An 18,424-nucleotide genomic window follows, 5' to 3' on the forward strand; every position below is an offset into this window, starting at 1 on the left:
AGGTTGTGCGCAACCTACATCGACACGCGCTCGTGCTCGTGCCGCACACCCGCCGGGTGTCCCGCTTCGGTGAGCGCGGCCTGCGCATCACGGAACGACGAGTACGGCACGTGCACCCCGCGGACGTCCCGGTAGTCGGTCAGTCCCGGGCCGGCCCAGTACACGACCCCGTCGTCACCGACCTCGGCGAGTGCCCGGCGGATGGCCCGCGCGGGGTCCGGCTCCTCGACGACCAGCGCGTCGTGTCCGCTCCTGCGCGCACCGTCGACGATCGCCGCCCTGATCGGGGCGGGGTCCTCGAACCGCGGATGGTGGTCGGCCACGACGACCACGTCTGCTGCCGCCGCCGCGACCGCGCCCATCGCCGACCGCTTGCTCGTGTCGCGGTCGCCGTCGGCACCGAGGACGATGGCGACCCGACCGGTCGCGAACGCCCGCACGGCCGCCAGGCTCTTCGCGAACGCGTCCGGTGTGTGCGCGAAGTCGACGAAGACGCGCGGCCCGGTCGCTGCGGACGCATCGGCCATCCGCCCGGGGACGACGACGTCGAGTGGCCCCTGGGTCGCGTCGAGCAGGGCCGGGACGGGCACGCCCGCGGTCGCGAGCATGGCCACCGCCAGCCCGGCGTTCGCCGCCATGTGCACGCCGAGCAGTGGGAGGTCGAGGTCGAGCGCCGTACCGTCCGGCGCGGTCAGCGTCGACCGCGTGCCGTCCGGTCGCTGGTCCCGCACCACGACGGTCCAGTCAGCCCCGGCGGCCGGGTCGGTCGAGATCGTCGTCACCGGGACCGTCGCCCGCGCGACGATCCGTCCACCGGCCCGGGAGTCGAGCGACACCACGCCCGAGCGCGTGCGAGCGGGGGTGAACAGCACCGCCTTGGCCGCGAGGTACTCGTCCATGTCCGCGTAGTCGTCGAGGTGGTCGTGGGACAGGTTCGTGAAGCCCGCGACGTCGAGCAGCACACCGTCGGTGCGGTGCCGGGACAGGCCCTGCGCGCTGACCTCGAGCGCGGCACCGTCGACCCGGCGTTCGGCGGCCCGTGCCAGGAACGCGTGCAGTTCGGGTGCCTCCGGTGTCGTCAGCGCGCTGGGGAGTGACTCGTCGACGATGCGGCGCTCGACCGTGCTGCTGATCGCCGTCCGCCACCCGAGCCGTCGCATGAGGGCGTGGAGCAGGTGCACCGTCGAGGTCTTGCCGTTCGTGCCGGTCACGCCGAACAGCGGGAACGGCAGCGTTGCCGTGCCGGCGAGGAGCCGGGCGACGGTGCCCAGGTGCCCGCGGACGCCCGGGACAACGAGGACCGGGAGTCCGCTGCGTCGCGCGGCGGCCTGCCCGTCCGGGTCCGTCAGCACCGCGGCTGCGCCGGCTGCGCGGGCCGCCCCGGCGTGCTCGGCGCCGTGCACCACACGCCCGGGGAGCGCGGCGAACAGCATTCCCTGTCGGAGCTGGTCGGTGGCGAGCGCCAGGCCGGTCACCGTGCCGTCGCCGGGGCTGTCGACACCGAGTACCAGGGCGAGCTCGTCGAGTCGGACCGTGCGCGGTCGGGCCGGGCGGAACGCGTGCGGCATCGCAGCTCCTCGTCGTGGGGGACCCCGATGGTGCACCCTGCACCCGGAACGGGGTCCCAGGTGTGTCGCAGCGCGCGGCCCACCGGGCGGGAGTCCGCCGACAGCGCACGACGAGCACGCCGACGGCAGGGGCGGTTAGGCTGACGTGACCCACGATGACCACCAACGACCTCGACACCACCACGCCCCCCGGCAACGGATCGGCGTCGTCCCACGGCAAGACGATCCTGATCGGTGAGCACGCCGTGGTGTACGGCGCACCCGCTCTCGTCCTGCCGGTGCTCGACGCACGGGTCGTCGCGACGGTGACCCCGGTCGACGTCGGCGCCGAACAGCCCGGGCACAGCCTCGAGTCGACGGTGCACACCGGCCCCCTCGACCTGGCGCCGGCGGCCGTGATGCCGACCGTCACCGCCGTCACCGCGACCCTGCGCCACTTCGGCGTCACCGACCGGCACTTCCACGTCCGGGTCGACAGCGAGGTCCCGACGGCCAGGGGCATGGGTTCGAGTGCCGCGGTCGCCGCCGCCGTGACCGCCGCCGTCGCCGACGCCCTGGGCGAGACGCTCGACGTCGAGACCCACCACGAGCTCATCCAGGAGTGCGAGCGCGTCGCCCACGGGCGCCCGTCCGGGCTCGACGCCCGCGGCGTCGTCGCCTCGGCACCGGTCTGGTTCGACGGCGGACGCATCGAGCCCGTCGCCCTCGGCGCCCGCTTCACCTTCGTCGTCGCCGACACGGGCGTCCCCGGGCACACCCGCGAGGCCGTGTCCGCCGTCCGTGCACGTCACGACCAGGACCCGGCCGGCGTCGGTTCGGTGATCGACCGGATCGGTGCGCTGGCCCGACGAGCACGGGGGACACTGGTGGACGGCGATGCCCAGGGTCTGGGTGCCACCATGGACGCCGCGCACGACCTGCTCAGCGCGCTCGACGTGTCGAGCGCCGACCTGGACCGGCTCGTCGACGCCGCACGCGATGCGGCCGCCCTCGGCGCGAAGCTCACCGGCGGCGGGCGGGGCGGGTGCGTCCTCGCGCTCGCCGCGGACGACGACCACGCGGACCGCATCGCGGCCGCACTCCGCGGCGCAGGGGCCGCAGCCACCTGGACCACCACGATCGGAGCCCGCGCTTGATGACCGCCACCGCCGTCGCGCACCCCAACATCGCCCTCGTCAAGTACTGGGGCAAGGCGGACGCGCAGCTCGCGCTGCCCGCGACGGGCAGTGTCTCGATGGGACTCGACGTGTTCCCGACGACGACGACCGTCACGGTGGACGGCGGGTCGGGCGACGGCCAGGAGGCTCGTGACGGGTTCACCCTGAACGGTCAGGCCGTCGACGACGGTGCGCTGGTGCGCGTGCAGCAGTTCCTCGACCTGGTGCGCGAGCTCGCGGGCACGGACGCACGTGCGAGCGTCGTCTCCGACAACACCGTGCCGACCGGTGCCGGTCTGGCATCGAGCGCCTCGGGCTTCGCGGCGCTCGCGACCGCCGCCGCCGCCGCGTACGGCCTCGACCTGTCCCAGCGCGACCTGTCCCGCCTCGCCCGACGCGGCTCCGGATCGGCCACGCGGTCGATCCCCGGCGGTGTCGCGGTCTGGCACGCGGGCGACGACCAGGGCTCGTTCGCCGAGCCGATCCCGGCCCCGCCGATGGCGATGGTCGTCGTCACGATCGACGCCGGTCCGAAGCCGATCGGCTCGCGCGAGGCCATGCGCCGCACCATCGCGACGTCGCCGTTCTACCCCGCCTGGGTCACCTCGACCACCGAGACCGTCGGCGACGTGCTCACCGCCTGCGCGGCCGGTGACTTCACGCGCATCGGGGAGCTCACCGAGAGCAACGCCCTGCGGATGCACGCCACGATCGAGGGCGCGTTCCCGCCCATCCGGTACCTGAACGCCCGCAGCGTCGCGGTGTTCGACGCCGTCGCCGAGCTGCGCGCCGCCGGGGTCGAGGCCTACGCCACCGCCGACGCCGGCCCGAACGTCGTCGTGCTCACGAAGCCGGAGGACCGCGGTGCCGTCGCCACCGCGCTCGCGTCGTTCGGCGACGTGATCGAGTCCGGCACCGGACCCGCCGCACGGGTGCTCCGTTCCGAAGAGTCGGGGAGCGATCCCGACCAGAAGGAGTCCGTGCAGTGATCGAGTTCCGTGCACACGGCAAGCTGTTCGTCGCCGGCGAGTACGCCGTCGTCGAGCCCGGCCAGCCCTCCGTCCTGATCGCCCTCGACCGCGCCATCACGGCGAAGGTCTCCGAAGGCCACGGGGCCGGCAGCGTGCACTCCGAGGAGTACGGGCACCTGCCGCTGACGTGGACCCGTGCCGAAGACGGCCTCGCCCTGGACCGCGAGCACCACCCCTACGACTACGTGATGGCGACGATCGACCTGGTCGAGAAGCTGCGCGCCGAGCACGGCATCGCTCCGCGGTTCCACGACCTGCGGATCGAGAGCCAGCTCGACGACGCCAGCGGGCGCAAGTTCGGGCTCGGGTCGTCGGCCGCGGTGACCGTCGCGACCGTCGGTGCGCTCGACCGCTTCTACGGGATCGGTCTGACGCAGCGACAGCGCTTCCAGGTCGCCCTGCTCGCCACCATCCGGGTCAACCCCCGGGCCTCGGGCGGCGACCTCGCTGCGAGCACGTTCGGCGGGTGGCTGCGCTACAGCGCCCCGGACCGCGAGCGCCTGGCCGCGATGCTCGGCGACCGGGCGGTGTCGGAGATCCTGACGGACCGTGCCGCGTGGCAGGGCTTCGACGTCGAGCGGCTCCCCGCCCCCGAGAACCTGCAGCTGCTCGTCGGCTGGACCGGCTCGCCCGCGTCCACCACGAAGCTCGTCGACGTGGTGCGTCGGCACCGCAACGGCGGGTACCAGGCGTTCCTCGACGAGAGCCGCAGCGCCGTCGACGACCTGACCACGGGCCTCCAGACCGGCGATGCCGAGCGCACGCTCGGCGCCCTGCGACGGGCCAGGGGGCTGCTGCAGCGCCTCGGCGCCTCCGTCGGGTCGCAGATCGAGACCGAGCGTCTCGCGACCCTGTGCGACGTCGTCGAGGCGGCGGGCGGGGCGGCGAAGCCGTCCGGTGCCGGCGGCGGCGACTGCGGCATCGCGCTCGTCCCGGCGGACATCGACCCCGCCGGCATCCACCGCGCCTGGGAGGCGCACGACATCAGACACCTCAGCGTCGCGGTGCGAGCACCAGAAGGAGCCCTCGATGAGTGACCTGCTCACACCGATCCCGACCAAGTGGGTCGGCCCGATCCGCGTCAGCGGCAACGCCGTGCAGGGGGAGCACGAGGTCCCCCTCGCCACGTACGAGTCGCCGCTCTGGCCGTCCGTCGGCCGGGGTGCCCGCATCTCGCGGATGGTCGAGGACGGCATCGTCACGACCGTCGTCGACGAGCGCATGACCCGGTCCGTGGTCGTCCGTGCCGCCAGCGCCGCTGCTGCCCACATCGCCGCCGGGCAGATCCTCGCCCGCCAGGACGAACTCGCCGCAATCGTGTCCGGGCAGAGCCGGTTCGCGAAGCTCATCGAGGTGCACCCGGAGATCGTCGGGGACCTGCTGTTCCTGCGCTTCGCCTTCACCACGGGCGACGCCTCCGGGCACAACATGGTCACGCAGGCGGCGGACAAGCTCCTGCCGGCGATCCTCGACTGGCAGCCCGCCCTGCGGTACGTCTCGGTGTCCGGCAACTTCTGCACCGACAAGAAGGCCACCGCGGTGAACGGCATCCGTGGTCGGGGCCGGAACACCATCGCCGAGATCGTGATCCCGGGCGAGATCGTCGAGAAGCGCCTCCGGTCGAGCACCGAGCGCATCGTCGAGCTGAACATCGCGAAGAACCTGATCGGGTCGACGATCGCCGGGGCCATCCGCTCGGCCAACGCGCACTACGCGAACATGCTGCTCGGCTTCTACCTGGCCACGGGGCAGGACGCCGCCAACATCGTCGAGGGCTCGCAGGGCATCACGTCGACCGAGAACCGCGGCGGCGACCTGTACTTCGCCACCTCGCTGCCGCACCTGATCGTCGGCACGGTCGGCAACGGCAAGGGCGGGGACCTGCCCGTCGTCGAGGACGCCCTGGTCCGCCTCGGGTGCCGTGAAGACCGTGAGCCCGGCGCGAACGCCCGCCGCCTCGCCGCGCTCTGCGCCGCGACGGTGCTGTGCGGCGAACTCTCGCTCCTCGCCGCACAGACCAACCCGGGTGAGCTGATGGCCGCCCACGTCGCGATGGAACGCCGCGGCGCGAAGCCGGCCGGAGGCGCAGCATGACGCGCGTCGGCATCCACGACATCGCGATCGCGACCGGGCACCACGTCCTCGACCTCGACGACCTGGCCGAGCGCCTCGGTGTCGACCCGGCGAAGTACCACGTCGGCATCGGGCAGGACGCCTTCAGCGTGCCCGCCCCGGACGAGGACATCGTCACGATGGGCGCCGCCGCCGCGAAGGAGATCGTCGACCGGCACGGCGTCGAGGGCATCCGCACGGTGCTGTTCGCCACCGAGTCCGGCGTCGACCAGTCGAAGGCCGCCGGCGTGTACGTGCACGGCCTGCTCGGGCTGCCGAAGGCCGTCCGCGTGGTCGAGCTGAAGCAGGCCTGCTACGGCGGGATGGCCGCGGTGCAGCTCGCGCTCGGCATCGTCGCCCGTGCCCCGCACGAGCGGGTGCTCGTCATCGCCGCCGACGTCGCCCGGTACGACGTCGACACCCCGGCCGAGCCGACCCAGGGTGCCGGTGCCGCCGCGATCCTGGTGTCCGCCGACCCCGACCTGATCGAGATCGAGCCGGCCGCCGGCGTGTACACAGCCAACGTCGACGACTTCTGGCGGCCGAACGACCGCTCCACGGCGCTCGTGGACGGGCGGCTCTCGGTGAGCGCGTACGTCAACGCGTTCGTCGGTGCCTGGGACGACCTGGCGGAGCAGGGTGGCCCGGCGTACGACGACATCGCCCGGTTCGTGCACCACCAGCCGTTCACGAAGATGGCGATCAAGGCGCACCGGAAGCTCACGCAGCACGTGGGCGCACCGTTCGACGAGTCCGACCTGGCGATCGGGTTCACGTACAACCGGCAGACCGGCAACACCTACACGGCGTCGCTCTGGATCGGGCTCGCGGCGCTGCTCGACCTGGACGACGACCTGGCGGGGGAGCGACTCGGCCTGTTCAGCTACGGCTCGGGCAGCGTCGGCGAGCTCATCACCGGCGTCGTGCAGCCGGGCTACCACGCCCACCGACGCCAGGGCCGCGTGCCGGAGATCCTGGCCGCGCGCGTGCCCCTGACCGTCGACGCCTACCGGCAGCTGCACGCCGCCGCGGCCGCCACGAGCGAGGACGTCGAGCGTCCGCGCGTCACGGCCGCGCCGTACCGGTTCGCGGGCGTGCGCGGCGGTGCGCGGCACTACGAGGTGACGGCGCAGCCGGAGCAGCCGGCGTAACCGGCCGATCCCACCCATCCACCCTCGCGAAAAGCGACAGATCCCCGCGGAACATCCGCGGGGATCTGTCGCGTCGGCGGGCCTGACCCGGTGCGCGCGCCGGGATCGGTCGCTCCTGCAGGACGGACGGGAGGCCCGTGGCGGGGCCGCCACGGGCCTCCCGTCCGCGGCGCGGTCACGTGACGGGCAGGACCTCGCGCTCCAGACGCTGGTAGCTGGCCTCCATGCCCTCCGTCATGCCGGTCGCGAGGATCGCGTCCCGCTGCTCGCGGTCCGGGTAGGTGATGAGCGGTGTCATGAGCGTGACGCTCGAGCTGGCGGGGGTCGATGAAGGCGGGCCCAGAGGCGGTCGACGGGGACGGGGAACTCGGCGACGAGGGTCATCGAGAGCCTGTCGGGGTCGGTGTGGACGGACGTGGTGGGCATCGTTGCTCCTGGTGTCTCGGGTTCGGGGTCGTTCCGGCGGTCTACCGCCGCCGTCCCTTCGTCCACGAGGGGGCGACCTGCCGGTAGTCTGGCCGCGGAGATCGGAGGGGCGATGGCAGAGCGGCTGGGTGCTCCCGATGCTGTCCGCGCGCTCGTCGCGACCCTGCCCCCGGCGCCGCGCCTGTCCGATGTGGTCACCGGCGTCGGTCGGACGGTCGGCAAGCCCACCCGCGTCGTGGACGTCGACGGGCCGAGCTGGGGCCCGCTGACGGCCCTCGTGTCGCAGTTCGAGCACGAGAACCTGGTCCTGGTGCCCGCGGGGTCGCCCCCGCTCTACCGGATGCACTGCGTCCTGCACGAGCTCGGACACCTGGTGCACGGCGACGTCGGCACGCCGAGCCCGTCGTCCATCGCCGAGTTCGCCGCCGGCGGGCATGTCTGCCGCCGTGCGCTCGACGGCGACACCGGGCTCGTGAGCATCTCCGACGACGACGAGCACTTCGCCGAGCGGTTCGCCTACGAGCTCGCGACCGTGCTGCTCGCCGGTGCCTCCGCCGCGGACGAGCGAGCCTACGGCTGATGGCGCCCCTGCACGCCGCGGCCTTCTGGTTCGCGGCGCTGATCTTCCTCGCGCGCACGCCGCACGTGCTCCGGAACCCGCGCGGCCGCGCAGCCTGGGGTGCCACCGGCGTCGGCGCGCTCGGGCTCCTGACCCTCGGCAGCGTGGTGCCGCAGCCCGTGCTCGACGGGGCGCTCGGGGGGATGAACCTGATCAACCTGGTGCAGAACGTCTGCGCCACCCTCGCGTTCTGGCTGATGCTGCGGGCGAGCACCAACGACCTGCCGGCGCGCCCGGCGCTCGCGGACCCCGCGGCGCTCCTCGTCGTGGTCGTGGCCTTCACGGTGCCGTTCCTGCTGGTGCGGGAGCGCCACGGGACGGACTTCCACTTCATCGTCCGTGAGATCGACCAGCCGGCGATGTGGGTCTACGCGTCGGTCTACATGGCCGGTGTGGCGGTGATCGCGGCGACGACGCTCCGGCACGGGGTCCTGCAGAACCCGGTGGCGCTGGTGGTGTTCCGCGTCGGGCTCGCCCTGGTCGTCGTCGCGAGCATCGACGAGGTCGTGTCGCTGACGGCCGACCACTTCGGGCTCTTCGCCGCCGGGGCGCGCGACGCCCTGCGCCTGGCGTTCGACCCTCCGTTCTACCTCGGCATCGTGCTCATCGTCGTGGCGATGGCCTCGCTGACGTTCCGGCGCTGGGGCCGAGACCTCCGGCACCGTGGGCACCACCGACGGTTGCGCCGGATCGCACGGCGTCACGCGGTGCGGGCGGTCGAACGTCCCGGTGATCCCCAGGCCCGGACCTACGACCTCGTGATCGCGATCCGCGACGCCGAGGTGCAGGGGCGGACTCTCGACGACGCCGAACTCGCCCAGGTGCGGTCGGCGGAACGGACCCTGACCCGGAGCCTCGGAGGATGACCCCGTGACGATCGTGTGGTGGGCGCTGGGAGCGCTCGTGGTGCTGGCGGCGGTGTCCCTGGTCGTCCTGGTCGTCCTGGTCGTCCTGCGGAAGGTCGTCGGCAGGATCGTGCTGCCCGGTGGCGACCGGTGGACGCCCGTGATCGAGTCCGACGCGGACTCCGTCCGGCTGCCGATCACCGACGACACCGTGCGCCCGGGGGAGTACGGCCTGTGGCACGACGGCTCGGGGCACACGACCGTCGGGCCGGTGCTCGAGCTCGACGAAGCGGCCGGGTTCGTGCGGCGGGCCGTGGTGCGGACCACCGGCGACGTGTCGTCCCGCGTGCGGTGGAGCGGGCACGTGCACCCGGACCCGGCGGCGATGGACGTCGACTGGTCCGAGGTGCTGCTGTCGACGCCGGTCGGCCCCGCGCCGGCGTGGGTGGTCCGGCCGGCGGTCGGGGGCGGCGCCGACGCTGACTCCGAAGCCGGCGCTGTGGCCGACGCCGGCGCCTCGGCCACCTGGGCCGTCCACGTCCACGGGATCCGGACGACCCGGGTCACGGCGCTCCGGACCGTCCCCGCCGCACTCGAGCTCGGGTGGACCTCGGTCGTGCCGTCCTTCCGCGGCGACGGCGAGGCACCCTGGGAGGGCCGCGCCTCGCACCTCGGCGCCCGCGAGTGGGTGGACGTCGAGGCGGCGCTCGACCACGCCGTCGCGAACGGTGCCGAACGGATCGTCGTCGTGGGCTGGTCGATGGGGGCGACGATCACCCACGAACTCCTCGCCCGCTCGGCGCACCGCGACCGTCTGGTCGGGATCGTGCTCGTCGCTCCGGCGCTGGACTGGTCGGTCACCGTGCGGAGCCAAGCCCGGCGCGCCGGGGTGCCGGGCTTCGTCGCAGGGGGTGCCCTCCGGGCGATGGGGACACCCCTCCTCTGCCGGTCGATGGGGCTGCGCTCGCCGGTCGACGTGCGTGCCCTGTCCTGGCTGCGCGCTCCACGGCAGTTGCCGCCGACCCTGCTCATCCACTCTGCAGGCGACACCACGGTGCCCTTCTCGGCCAGTCAGGAGTTCGCCGCCGCGCACCCCGACACGGTGACTCTGGCGATCAGCGAGCCGGCCGAGCACGCCTGGGAGCGCAACGTCGACGCGGTCTGGTTCGACAGGACCATCACGACCTGGGCGTCACGAACGGGGCTCACCGGTCGACAGGAGTAGAAGTAGCCATGGGGCAGCTCATCTACGACGGCCGACCGCTCGACCTGCGGATCGACGACCGCGCGCTCACGCACCTGCAGATCGTCATCGTGAACATGCTCCGCCGCGACCACCGGTTCGCCTTCTCGTGGAAGGACGACGTGGTGCACGGCGACGGCCGCAGCACGATCTGGCTGCACCCGAACGTGAGCCTGCACTTTAAGTTCATCGGCAGCCGTGTGCCCTCGATCAACCGGAGTTGGCTCGAGGACCTCTACCGGTCGGCGACCTCGGGGTCCGGTCTGGTGCTGACCCCGGAGCCACCGGACACGAGCACGGCGGAGGACTCGGCCTGGTCGAACGCTGTCGCACCGGGAGACGCGGATGACGCATCGGGGACAGGGAGCAGTACCACGGCGCGCTGATCCGGGTCAACGGCTTCCGCTCAGACTGTCCGGAACGTACCGTTTCGGTACCGCGGTTCGCTGTCGTCCCCCAGCACCGGCATCTAGGGCGCCGGTGCAGGCAACGACCCGCGGCAGGAGGAGAACCCGATTGGCCGTGACGCAGTACGCGCCCGGCACCGACGAACCACCGGTGCCCGAGGAGCGTGCACGACGGGAGTCCCGGATCAGGGGACTCACCGTCCAGGTGGCCGGGGCATCGCACCCGGTTCGTTGCGTCACGCTGCTGGGCCCGCCGGTCCGCCCCCATCGACCGGCACTCCTCCGGGACCGCCCCGGCCATCGGATTCGGGTTCCGTGGCCGGGGCGGACTCACCGCTCCTGCGCTCAGTAGACGTCGCGCACGTACCGCTTCGCCCGTCGCAGGTCGGCCAGGTACGACTGCGCGTCGTCCTCGCCGCGGCCACGACCGGTCCGGATGACCTGGAGCAGTGCGGCCTCGACGTCCTTCGCCATCCGCGAGGCGTCGCCGCACACGTACACGTGGCCGCCTTCCTCGAGCCAGGCGAACAGCTCCGCCGATCGCTCGAGCATCCGGGTCTGCACGTAGACCTTCTCGGCCTGGTCGCGTGAGAACGCCAGGTCGAGCCGGTTCAGCACGCCCTGGTCCTGCAGCTCCGCGAGCTCGTCCTCGTAGACGAAGTCGGTGTCGCGGTGCTGGTCGCCGAAGAACAGCCAGTTGCGTCCCGTGGCACCGGCGGCGGCACGCTCGTGCAGGAACCCACGGAACGGCGCGACCCCCGTGCCCGGTCCGATCATGATCATCGGTGCGGACGCGTCCGCCGGTACCCCGAAGGCCGCGTTCGGCTGCAGGTAGACGTCCACGGTGCCGTCGGGGCCGACCCGGTCGGCCAGGAACGTCGACGCGACACCGGCGTACATCCGGTGCGGGTCGCCGTAGCGCACCGACGCGATGGTCAGGTGGATGCGGTCCGGGTGCGCCAGCGGGCTCGACGAGATCGAGTACTGCCGCGCCTGCAGCGGCCGCAGGCTCGGCAGCAGCTCGTCGAGTCCCGGGGCGGCCGGGCCGGCGTCGCGGAGCAGGTCGAGCACGTCGCGTCCCCACAACCAGCGGTCGAGCTCGTGCTTGTCGCCGTGCGCCACGACGGCGGCGAGCTCGCTCGACGGCGCGCGCTGCACGAGGTCGGCGATGAGGTCCTTCGACGGCGTCCGGATCTCACGGTCGGTCCGCAGGACCTCGGTGATCGGCAGGCCGTCGAACACCTCGCCGCCGTTCGCGCCGACCTGCTCGAGCAGGTCCGCCACGAAGACCTCGTCGTTCACCGGCACGACCGCCAGGGCGTCGCCCGCTGCGTACTCGATGCCCGAGTCGCCGAGGTCGAACTCGTAGTGCCGGATCTCCTTCGCGCTGCGCGGCGAGGAGAGCAGGCGGTTCTCGACCAGGCGCGACGGGTACGGGTTGCGCTTGTTCCACTGCGACCCCGGCCGGGAGGCACGGCTCGCGCCCGCCCCGCCGGTCGCGCCGGCACCATCGCCGGCACCACCGCCCGTGGTCGCGCCGGGTGCGGCCGTCGCGCCGGCCTCGGCGGCGAGGCGGTCGAGGACCGCCGCGGTCCACAGTGCGGCCGGGTCCTCGAAGTCGACGTCGCAGTCCACGCGGTCGTGGATCCGGGTCGCGCCGAGCTGCTCGAAGCGGGTGTCGAGGAGCTTGCCCGCCTGGCAGAACTCGTCGTAGCTGGTGTCGCCGAGCCCGAGGACGGCGTACTGCAGTCCCTCGAGCCGCGGCACGGTGCTCGCCTGGACCGCGTCCCAGAACAGGCCGGCGTTGTCGGGCATCTCGCCCTCGCCGTAGGTCGAGGTGACGATGAGCACGTGCGACATCCCGGCGAGCTGTTCGGGGGTGACGGCATCGAGCGCACTGGCGCGACCGCCGAGTCCGCGGGCCTTCGCGCCGGCGACGAGCTCGTCGGCCAGGAACTCGGCGTTGCCGGTCTGGGTGCCGAAGAGCACGTCGATCGTCGTCGTGGGCGCGCTGCCCGAGGCCTTCTTGCCGGCGGCGGCGATGCCCTCGATGAACCCGGCGAGCCAGGACTCCTGGGCGGCCGAGAACGGTGCGTCGACCGGGATCAGCGACCCGGTCGGGGGCAGCAGGCTCACGCGGACACCGCCTCGGTCGGTGCCTGCGGCGCGCGCCGGGCGATGTCCTCGAGCGCCGCGGTCGCGAGCATCTCGTCGAAGCGGGCCTGCCGGACGCGTCCGGCGTTCTTGGCGTTCTGGTGCATGATCCACCCCGTGGTGCCCGGCGCGTCCATGCTGCGGTTGTTCCGCTGCGTGAGCGCGCGCTTGTAGTCGTCGAGCCGCTTGATCGCGATGAGGGTCGCGAGCTCGTCGTCGGCGAACCGGTCGAGCGTGCCGCGCAGGTACTTCACGACCCGCTGCTTGACGGAGAAGTCCTCCGTCAGCACCAGGTTCTTCACGGCCTCGGCGACCCGCGGGTCGTTCTGGCCGAGGGCACCGGGGACGCGCTCGAGCGCGACGTCCTGGGCGACTCCGAGCACCGTGTACGACGACAGCAGCGAGAACATGTCGTCGCCCTGGTCCCCGAGCGACGGAGCACGGCCACCGAGCACGGCGCGCTGGTCGCGGTAGTCGACCTTGAACGCGCGGAGCTTGTCGGTCGCGATCGAGGTCGCGAGCTCGTCGAGGAGCTCGTTCCGGGTCGCCGCCGCGAGGATCTCGCCGGCGTCCTGGGTGAGCAGGAGCGCACGGGGCATCCCGACGTACACGTGCGCGCGGGCGGACTCCCACTCGGCGAGCAGCCGCTCGGCCAGGGCCGAACCGGTTGCCTCGAGGTGCCACTCGAGCAGCAGACGCGCGGCGGGCTCGTGGAAGGCGCCGCGCTCGGTGTCCGTGACGGGGAACACCAGGAGCGAGTCCGTGCTGGCACGCTGGGCGACCTGGCCGGAGGGGTCGTACTGGTACAGGAACCCACCGGACATGCCGTTGCCGAGGCCCTTGCCGAACGACCCGAGGTTGAACACGGCACCGCCCGTCATGTACTCGCAGCCGAAGTCACCGAGGCCCTCGACGACGGCGGTCGCGCCGGAGTTGCGGACCGCGAACCGGTCACCGGCCTCGCCCTCGACGAACGTGCGGCCCCCGGTGGCACCGAACAGCGCGAAGTTGCCGACCAGCACGTTGCCGCCCTGTTCGGCGCTGCCGCCGCCGGGGGCGCGGACGATGATCCGTCCACCGCTCTGGCTCTTGCCGACGCCGTCGTTCGCGGTGCCGGTGTGCTCGAGCACCACACCGTCGTTGTTGAAGACGCCGTACGACTGTCCGGCTGACCCCTGCGTGCGGATCGTGACCGCACCGTCCACCAGTCGGCGGCGACCGCGGTCGTCGGTCGTCACGGCGGGCAGCCCGGCGACGTCCTCGGCACCGAGCTCGTGGTTGAGCAGGCGTTCGAGGTCGATGCCGAGCTGGCCACCCACCGACTTGTCGCTGTTGCCCAGCAGCACGCCGTGCACGAGCACGTGCTCCTGCGCGTGGTCGACCAGGGCCGTCCGGACTCGCTCGAGCAGGGCGTCGTCGGTGTGGAAGTCCTTCTCCAGGTACTCCGGGTCCGCGACGACCTTCTCCGGCAGCTGGGCGAGCAGCGCGCGGGCGTCGAGCCGCCCGACGCTCGCCGGGTGGTCGAGGAGCTGCAGCAGATCGGTGCGGCCGCGGGCCTCGCGCAGCGAGCGCAGACCGAGACGGGCGAGGATCTGCCGCACGTCGTGGGCGATGTTGAGCAGGTACTGCGCGAGCGCGCGGGGGTCACCCTCGAACGCCTCGGCGTTCGTGGTGAGGCCGGCCGGGCACTTCACGTTGCAGTTCTTCGCCATCACGCAACCGAGCATCATCAGCGCGGTCGTGCCGAACTCGAAGCTGTCGCCGCCGAGCAGGGCGCTCGTGACGACGTCGCTGCCGGTCTGGTGTGCGCCGGAGCAGCGGAGCGTGACCTTCTGGCGCAGGCCGTTCGCCACCAGGGCCTGGTGCACCTCGGACACGCCGATCTCCGCGGAGCGGCCCGCGTACTTCAGGCTCGTGACGGCTGCCGCGCCCGTCCCGCCGGTGTTGCCGGCGACGTTGATGACGTCCGCGCCGGCCTTGGCGACGCCGACCGCGATGGTGCCGATGCCCTCGGACGACACGAGCTTCACGATCACCCGGACCCGGGCCGCCTTGCAGTCGTGGATGAGTTGCGCCAGGTCTTCGATCGAGTACGTGTCGTGGTGCGGCGGGGGTGAGATCAGTTCGACGCCGGGCGTGCCACCGCGGGCCGCGGCGATGTCCACCGTGACCTTCGGCGCGGGCAGTTGACCGCCCTCGCCGGGCTTCGCGCCCTGGCCGATCTTGATCTCGAGCTCCTCGAGCATGGGGTCGGCGAGGTAGCCCGCCCAGATGCCGAAGCGTCCCGATGCGAACTGCTTGATGCGCGAGCCGCGGATGGTGCCGTAGCGGGAGTGGTGCTCGCCGCCCTCACCGCTGTTCGACATGCCGCCGACCATGTTCGTGCCGTGCGCGACGGCCTCGTGGGCGGTGGCGACGAGGGCACCGTGGCTCATCGCGCCGGACGCCAGGGTCCGGGTGATCTCGTGCGCCGACTGCACCTCGTCGAGGTCGACGCTGCCCGGGGCGCTCTGCAGCAGGGTGAGCAGGCCGACGGCCGCACCGGTGGCGCGGAGCGTCACCTGGGTCTCGTCGACGGCGTCGACGTCGACCTGGCCCGGGTACAGCAGGGCGAGCCCGTCTGCCAGGGCCGCGTGACGCAGTGCACCCGTGGTCCCCGTCGACGTGAGCTCGAGGCGGAACCGCTCCGTGCCTCCCGGGAGCCCGTCGGAGGACGACGGACGCGAGCCGGACAGCCCGCGCACCGTGACGCTGGCGTTGCCGGTCGTCGAGAAGCGGCCGAGCTCGCGCGCGAAGTCCGAGGCGTCGTCGATGCCCGTGACGTCGGCGGGCAGCGCGAGCACGTCGCGGAGCGCGGCGGGGCGGCGGGACCGCTCGTCGTGCGTGGTCTGCAGGAACGTGACGTAGCCCGGCGTGATGCGGTGCGCGTCGATCTCGGCATCGCTGAGCCGGTCGTAGCCCGTGTTCCGGTACGCCGCGTCGGTGATGCCGAACGAGTCGTCGAGCTGGCCGAGCGTGAGCAGGCGCAGCGCGTCCGAGTCGCCGGCGCGCTCGAAGGCAGGACGCTCCTCGGTCATGCCACCGAAGCCACGGACGCTCGCGACCCCGTAGGAGTGCCCCGCTCCGTCCGACCGCTCCTTGAACAGCCCGAGCAGGGGGACCTGGCCCTCCGAGGTCACCGAACGGGCACGCTCGTGCCAGTCCGTGGCCGCCTGGGCGATGCGCGCGAAGCCGACGCCGCCGACGGGGGCCTGCATGTGCGGGAACACCCGGGCGAGCACGTCGTCACCGGTGTCGAGGTAGTTCGGCTCGAAGAACTCGCCGCCGATGTAGCTCTCGGCGGTGCACAGGCCGACGCGGCCCATCGTCTTCGCCAGGGCCTTCTCGGCTGCCTTGCGGAACTGCTTGAGCGCGAGGTCCGTCGCGGTCAGCTCTCCGGCGGGCGCGGGCGCGGCGGGGTACTTCTCCTCCGCACGCAGCCGCGCGCTCAAGCTGTACACCGCGGCGGCACCGAAGCCCAGCGCCGTCGCCACGTGGTGTGACGATGGCAGCTGACCGCTCTCCGCGACCACGGACACCCGCAGGCGCAGACCGGTCTCGATGAGTCGCTGGTTGACGGCGGCCACGGCCAGGATCACGGGGAGGGGCGCATGGGTCGACGACACCTCGCGGTCGGTCACGACCGCGATCCCGCCGCCGCCCGCCGCGAACGCCTCGACCGCGTCGCACAGGGCGTCCAGCGCGCCGCGCATCGCGTCGGCGTTGGCCTGCTCGGCGCCGGGCACCGGTACGTAGAGCATGTCGAAGCGCTCGAGCGGCACGATGTCCTGGTCGCGCAGGCGCACCATGTCGAGGTGCCCGAGGATCGGGGACTGCACGACGAGCTGGCGCCCGGTCGTCCCGGTACCGTCCGGCTTGGCACCGAGGGCGACGCGCATGCTCATGCCGTCCGCTTCGCGGATCGAGTCGAGCGGCGGGTTCGTCACCTGGGCGAAGCGCTGGGAGAAGTACTTCGCCATGCCGCCCTCGGTGTCGCTCAGGGCGTTGATCGCGTTGCCGTAGCCCATCGCCGAGATGCGCTCCGAGCCGTTCTGCAGCATCGGGTCGAGCATGAACCGGAAGCTCTCCTGGTTCAGCGAGTACGCCACGTAGCGGCCCGCGAGGGACAGGTCGCCCTCGTAGCCCAGGGTCGACGTCGTGCGCTCGTAGTCCGGTGCGGGCAGGTCGTCGAGGTTCACGCGGGCGGCGTCGAGCAGGGTGCCGTAGGCGCGGCGGGCCGCGAGCATGCGCAGCACCTCGTCGGTGCGCATCCGGGTGCCGGTCCGGTGGTCGACGACGAGCATGCCGCCGGCCTCGATGCGGCCGCGGTGCACGACCTCGGCGGCGTCGAACTCGACCTGGCCGGCCTCGGACGACACCATCAGGTACTCGGCCGTCTCGACCGTGCGCAGCGGGCGCAGCCCCAGACGGTCCAGGCGGGCGCCGACGACGTCACCGTCGCTGAAGATCACGGCGGCGGGGCCGTCGTTCTTCTCCTCGTACAGCGAGAAGTACTCGAGCATGTCCCGGACGTCGGGGGTCAGCGTGCGGTCGTTCTCCCACGCCGGCGGCATGAGCGAGACCACGGCCTCGACGATCTCCAGCCCGTCGTCGAAGACGCGGCTCTGCAGGGTCTGGTCCAGGCGGCTCGAGTCCGACTGACCGGGCGGGCGGACGATGCTCCGGGTGCGGGCCCGGGCCAGCGCCTCGTCCGACAGCCGGTTCTTCCGGTCGGTGTTCAGCTCGCCGTTGTGCGCCATCAGGCGGAACGGCTGCGCCATCGTCGGGTGCGGCTCGGTGTTGGTCGAGAACCGGGTGTGGAAGTACAGCGTCCGCACCGAGTGCCGGGGGTCGCGCAGGTCGGTGAAGTAGCCGATCACCTCGCCGGAGTTCAGCCGGCCCTTCAGGATCTGGGTCCGGGCGCTGAGGGACAGCGGGTACAGGGCGGCGTGCTCGGCACGTGCGGCTGCGGCCTCGCCGTAGGACACGGCCTCGATCGCGAGCAGGGCGCGGTTCGCCGCGGCGTCGACCTCGGTGCGCTCCCAGTCCGACGGTGCGCGGAAGACCCACTGCACGATCGGCAGCTGGTACTGCTCGGCCTCGGGGCGGGCGACCGAGTGGTCCACCGGGACGTCGCGGACCAGCAGCAGCTCGAAGCCCTCGGCCACGATGGTGTCCGTGACGGTCTGCTGCGCGCGTGTTCGGTCGTCGGCGCCGCTCGGCCCGTCGCCGCTCGGCACGAAGCAGTTCGCGACACCGAAGTGCCCGGCGCGCAGCTGCTGGCCGGTGATGGCGCTGAAGAACTCCACCGACAGGTCGATGCTGACGCCCGCGCCGTCACCGACACCCTCGGCGGACTTGCCGCCGCGGTGCGGGATGGAGCACAGCGCTTCGTCGCCCTTGCGGATGACGTCGTGGCTCGGCATCCCGTCGAGACGGGTGATGAAGCCGACGCCGCAATCGCTCGATTCGCGGGCAGGGTCGTAGAGACCGAAAGGTGTGGGGTTCACGTGCGGGTCCAGAGGGGCGTTGCCGGCAGCGGACGGCCAGGGCTGCATCGATGGAGCGCTCGCCGCGGGCAGACCGATGGTGGCAGTCGGGCCCTGTGGGGTTGTGGTGCGGTAGGGCGATGCTACGGCTTGGTATACCGACCATGCAACACGGGCGCCGCG

Annotated in this window: 12 protein-coding genes and 1 pseudogene; 9 read left to right on the forward strand and 4 right to left on the reverse strand. The window is 72.6% G+C overall.

What is annotated here, in order from left to right; translation table 11 throughout:
• Nucleotides 1–14 precede the first annotated feature (14 nt).
• On the reverse strand, nt 15–1,568 hold the full coding sequence (locus ITJ56_RS01000) for a Mur ligase family protein (RefSeq protein ID WP_194626567.1): 1,554 nt from the start codon (nt 1,566–1,568) through the stop codon (nt 15–17).
• Nucleotides 1,569–1,723: 155 nt separating this feature from the next.
• Between ITJ56_RS01000 and mvk the strand changes: the two genes are divergently transcribed.
• The 5 genes from mvk to ITJ56_RS01025 are packed head-to-tail and all read left to right on the forward strand — an operon-like array spanning nt 1,724 to nt 7,019.
• Nucleotides 1,724–2,704, forward strand: coding sequence for a mevalonate kinase (mvk, locus tag ITJ56_RS01005; protein ID WP_194626570.1), 981 nt, complete (start codon nt 1,724–1,726; stop codon nt 2,702–2,704).
• Nucleotides 2,704–3,714, forward strand: coding sequence for a diphosphomevalonate decarboxylase (gene mvaD, locus ITJ56_RS01010; RefSeq protein WP_228516890.1), 1,011 nt, complete (start codon nt 2,704–2,706; stop codon nt 3,712–3,714). The genes mvk and mvaD overlap by 1 nt, the downstream gene beginning before the upstream one ends.
• Entirely contained in the window at nt 3,711–4,793 is a 1,083-nt protein-coding gene (locus ITJ56_RS01015) for a phosphomevalonate kinase (RefSeq protein WP_194626574.1), read from the forward strand. The genes mvaD and ITJ56_RS01015 overlap by 4 nt, the downstream gene beginning before the upstream one ends.
• On the forward strand, nt 4,786–5,850 hold the full coding sequence (locus ITJ56_RS01020; RefSeq protein ID WP_194626576.1) for a hydroxymethylglutaryl-CoA reductase: 1,065 nt from the start codon (nt 4,786–4,788) through the stop codon (nt 5,848–5,850). The genes ITJ56_RS01015 and ITJ56_RS01020 overlap by 8 nt, the downstream gene beginning before the upstream one ends.
• On the forward strand, nt 5,847–7,019 hold the full coding sequence (locus ITJ56_RS01025; protein WP_194626578.1) for a hydroxymethylglutaryl-CoA synthase: 1,173 nt from the start codon (nt 5,847–5,849) through the stop codon (nt 7,017–7,019). The genes ITJ56_RS01020 and ITJ56_RS01025 overlap by 4 nt, the downstream gene beginning before the upstream one ends.
• 175 nt (nt 7,020–7,194) lie before the next feature.
• Here the strand turns inward: ITJ56_RS01025 and ITJ56_RS01030 are convergent.
• Nucleotides 7,195–7,323: pseudogene (locus tag ITJ56_RS01030) on the reverse strand (ATPase); the annotation flags it as partial.
• A gap of 234 nt (nt 7,324–7,557) precedes the next feature.
• On the opposite strand from ITJ56_RS01030, the gene ITJ56_RS01035 reads away from it, so the two are divergent.
• The 4 genes from ITJ56_RS01035 to ITJ56_RS01050 are packed head-to-tail and all read left to right on the forward strand — an operon-like array spanning nt 7,558 to nt 10,538.
• Nucleotides 7,558–8,025 (forward strand): hypothetical protein, encoded by a 468-nt coding sequence (locus ITJ56_RS01035; protein ID WP_194627506.1) that lies wholly within the window; start codon nt 7,558–7,560, stop codon nt 8,023–8,025.
• On the forward strand, nt 8,025–8,930 hold the full coding sequence (locus tag ITJ56_RS01040) for a hypothetical protein (RefSeq protein WP_194626586.1): 906 nt from the start codon (nt 8,025–8,027) through the stop codon (nt 8,928–8,930). The genes ITJ56_RS01035 and ITJ56_RS01040 overlap by 1 nt, the downstream gene beginning before the upstream one ends.
• A 4-nt stretch (nt 8,931–8,934) precedes the next feature.
• Nucleotides 8,935–10,134 carry an alpha/beta hydrolase family protein gene (locus tag ITJ56_RS01045; RefSeq protein WP_194626588.1) on the forward strand — a complete coding sequence of 400 codons (1,200 nt, stop codon included), beginning with the start codon at nt 8,935–8,937 and terminating at the stop codon, nt 10,132–10,134.
• 8 nt (nt 10,135–10,142) lie between these two features.
• Nucleotides 10,143–10,538: an ATP-dependent DNA ligase gene (locus tag ITJ56_RS01050; protein WP_194626590.1), complete on the forward strand. Its 396-nt coding sequence runs from the start codon at nt 10,143–10,145 to the stop codon at nt 10,536–10,538.
• Nucleotides 10,539–10,904: 366 nt separating this feature from the next.
• On the opposite strand, the gene ITJ56_RS01055 is transcribed toward ITJ56_RS01050, so the two are convergent.
• Together ITJ56_RS01055 and ITJ56_RS01060 are read right to left on the reverse strand one after the other, a co-directional pair.
• On the reverse strand, nt 10,905–12,695 hold the full coding sequence (locus ITJ56_RS01055; protein WP_194626592.1) for a sulfite reductase subunit alpha: 1,791 nt from the start codon (nt 12,693–12,695) through the stop codon (nt 10,905–10,907).
• Complete coding sequence (locus ITJ56_RS01060) at nt 12,692–18,262, reverse strand: glutamate synthase-related protein (protein ID WP_194626594.1); 5,571 nt, start codon at nt 18,260–18,262, stop codon at nt 12,692–12,694. The genes ITJ56_RS01055 and ITJ56_RS01060 overlap by 4 nt, the downstream gene beginning before the upstream one ends.
• Nucleotides 18,263–18,424 lie beyond the last annotated feature (162 nt).

Source organism: Curtobacterium sp. VKM Ac-1376 (assembly GCF_015351025.1).
Taxonomy (GTDB): Bacteria; Actinomycetota; Actinomycetes; order Actinomycetales; family Microbacteriaceae; genus Curtobacterium.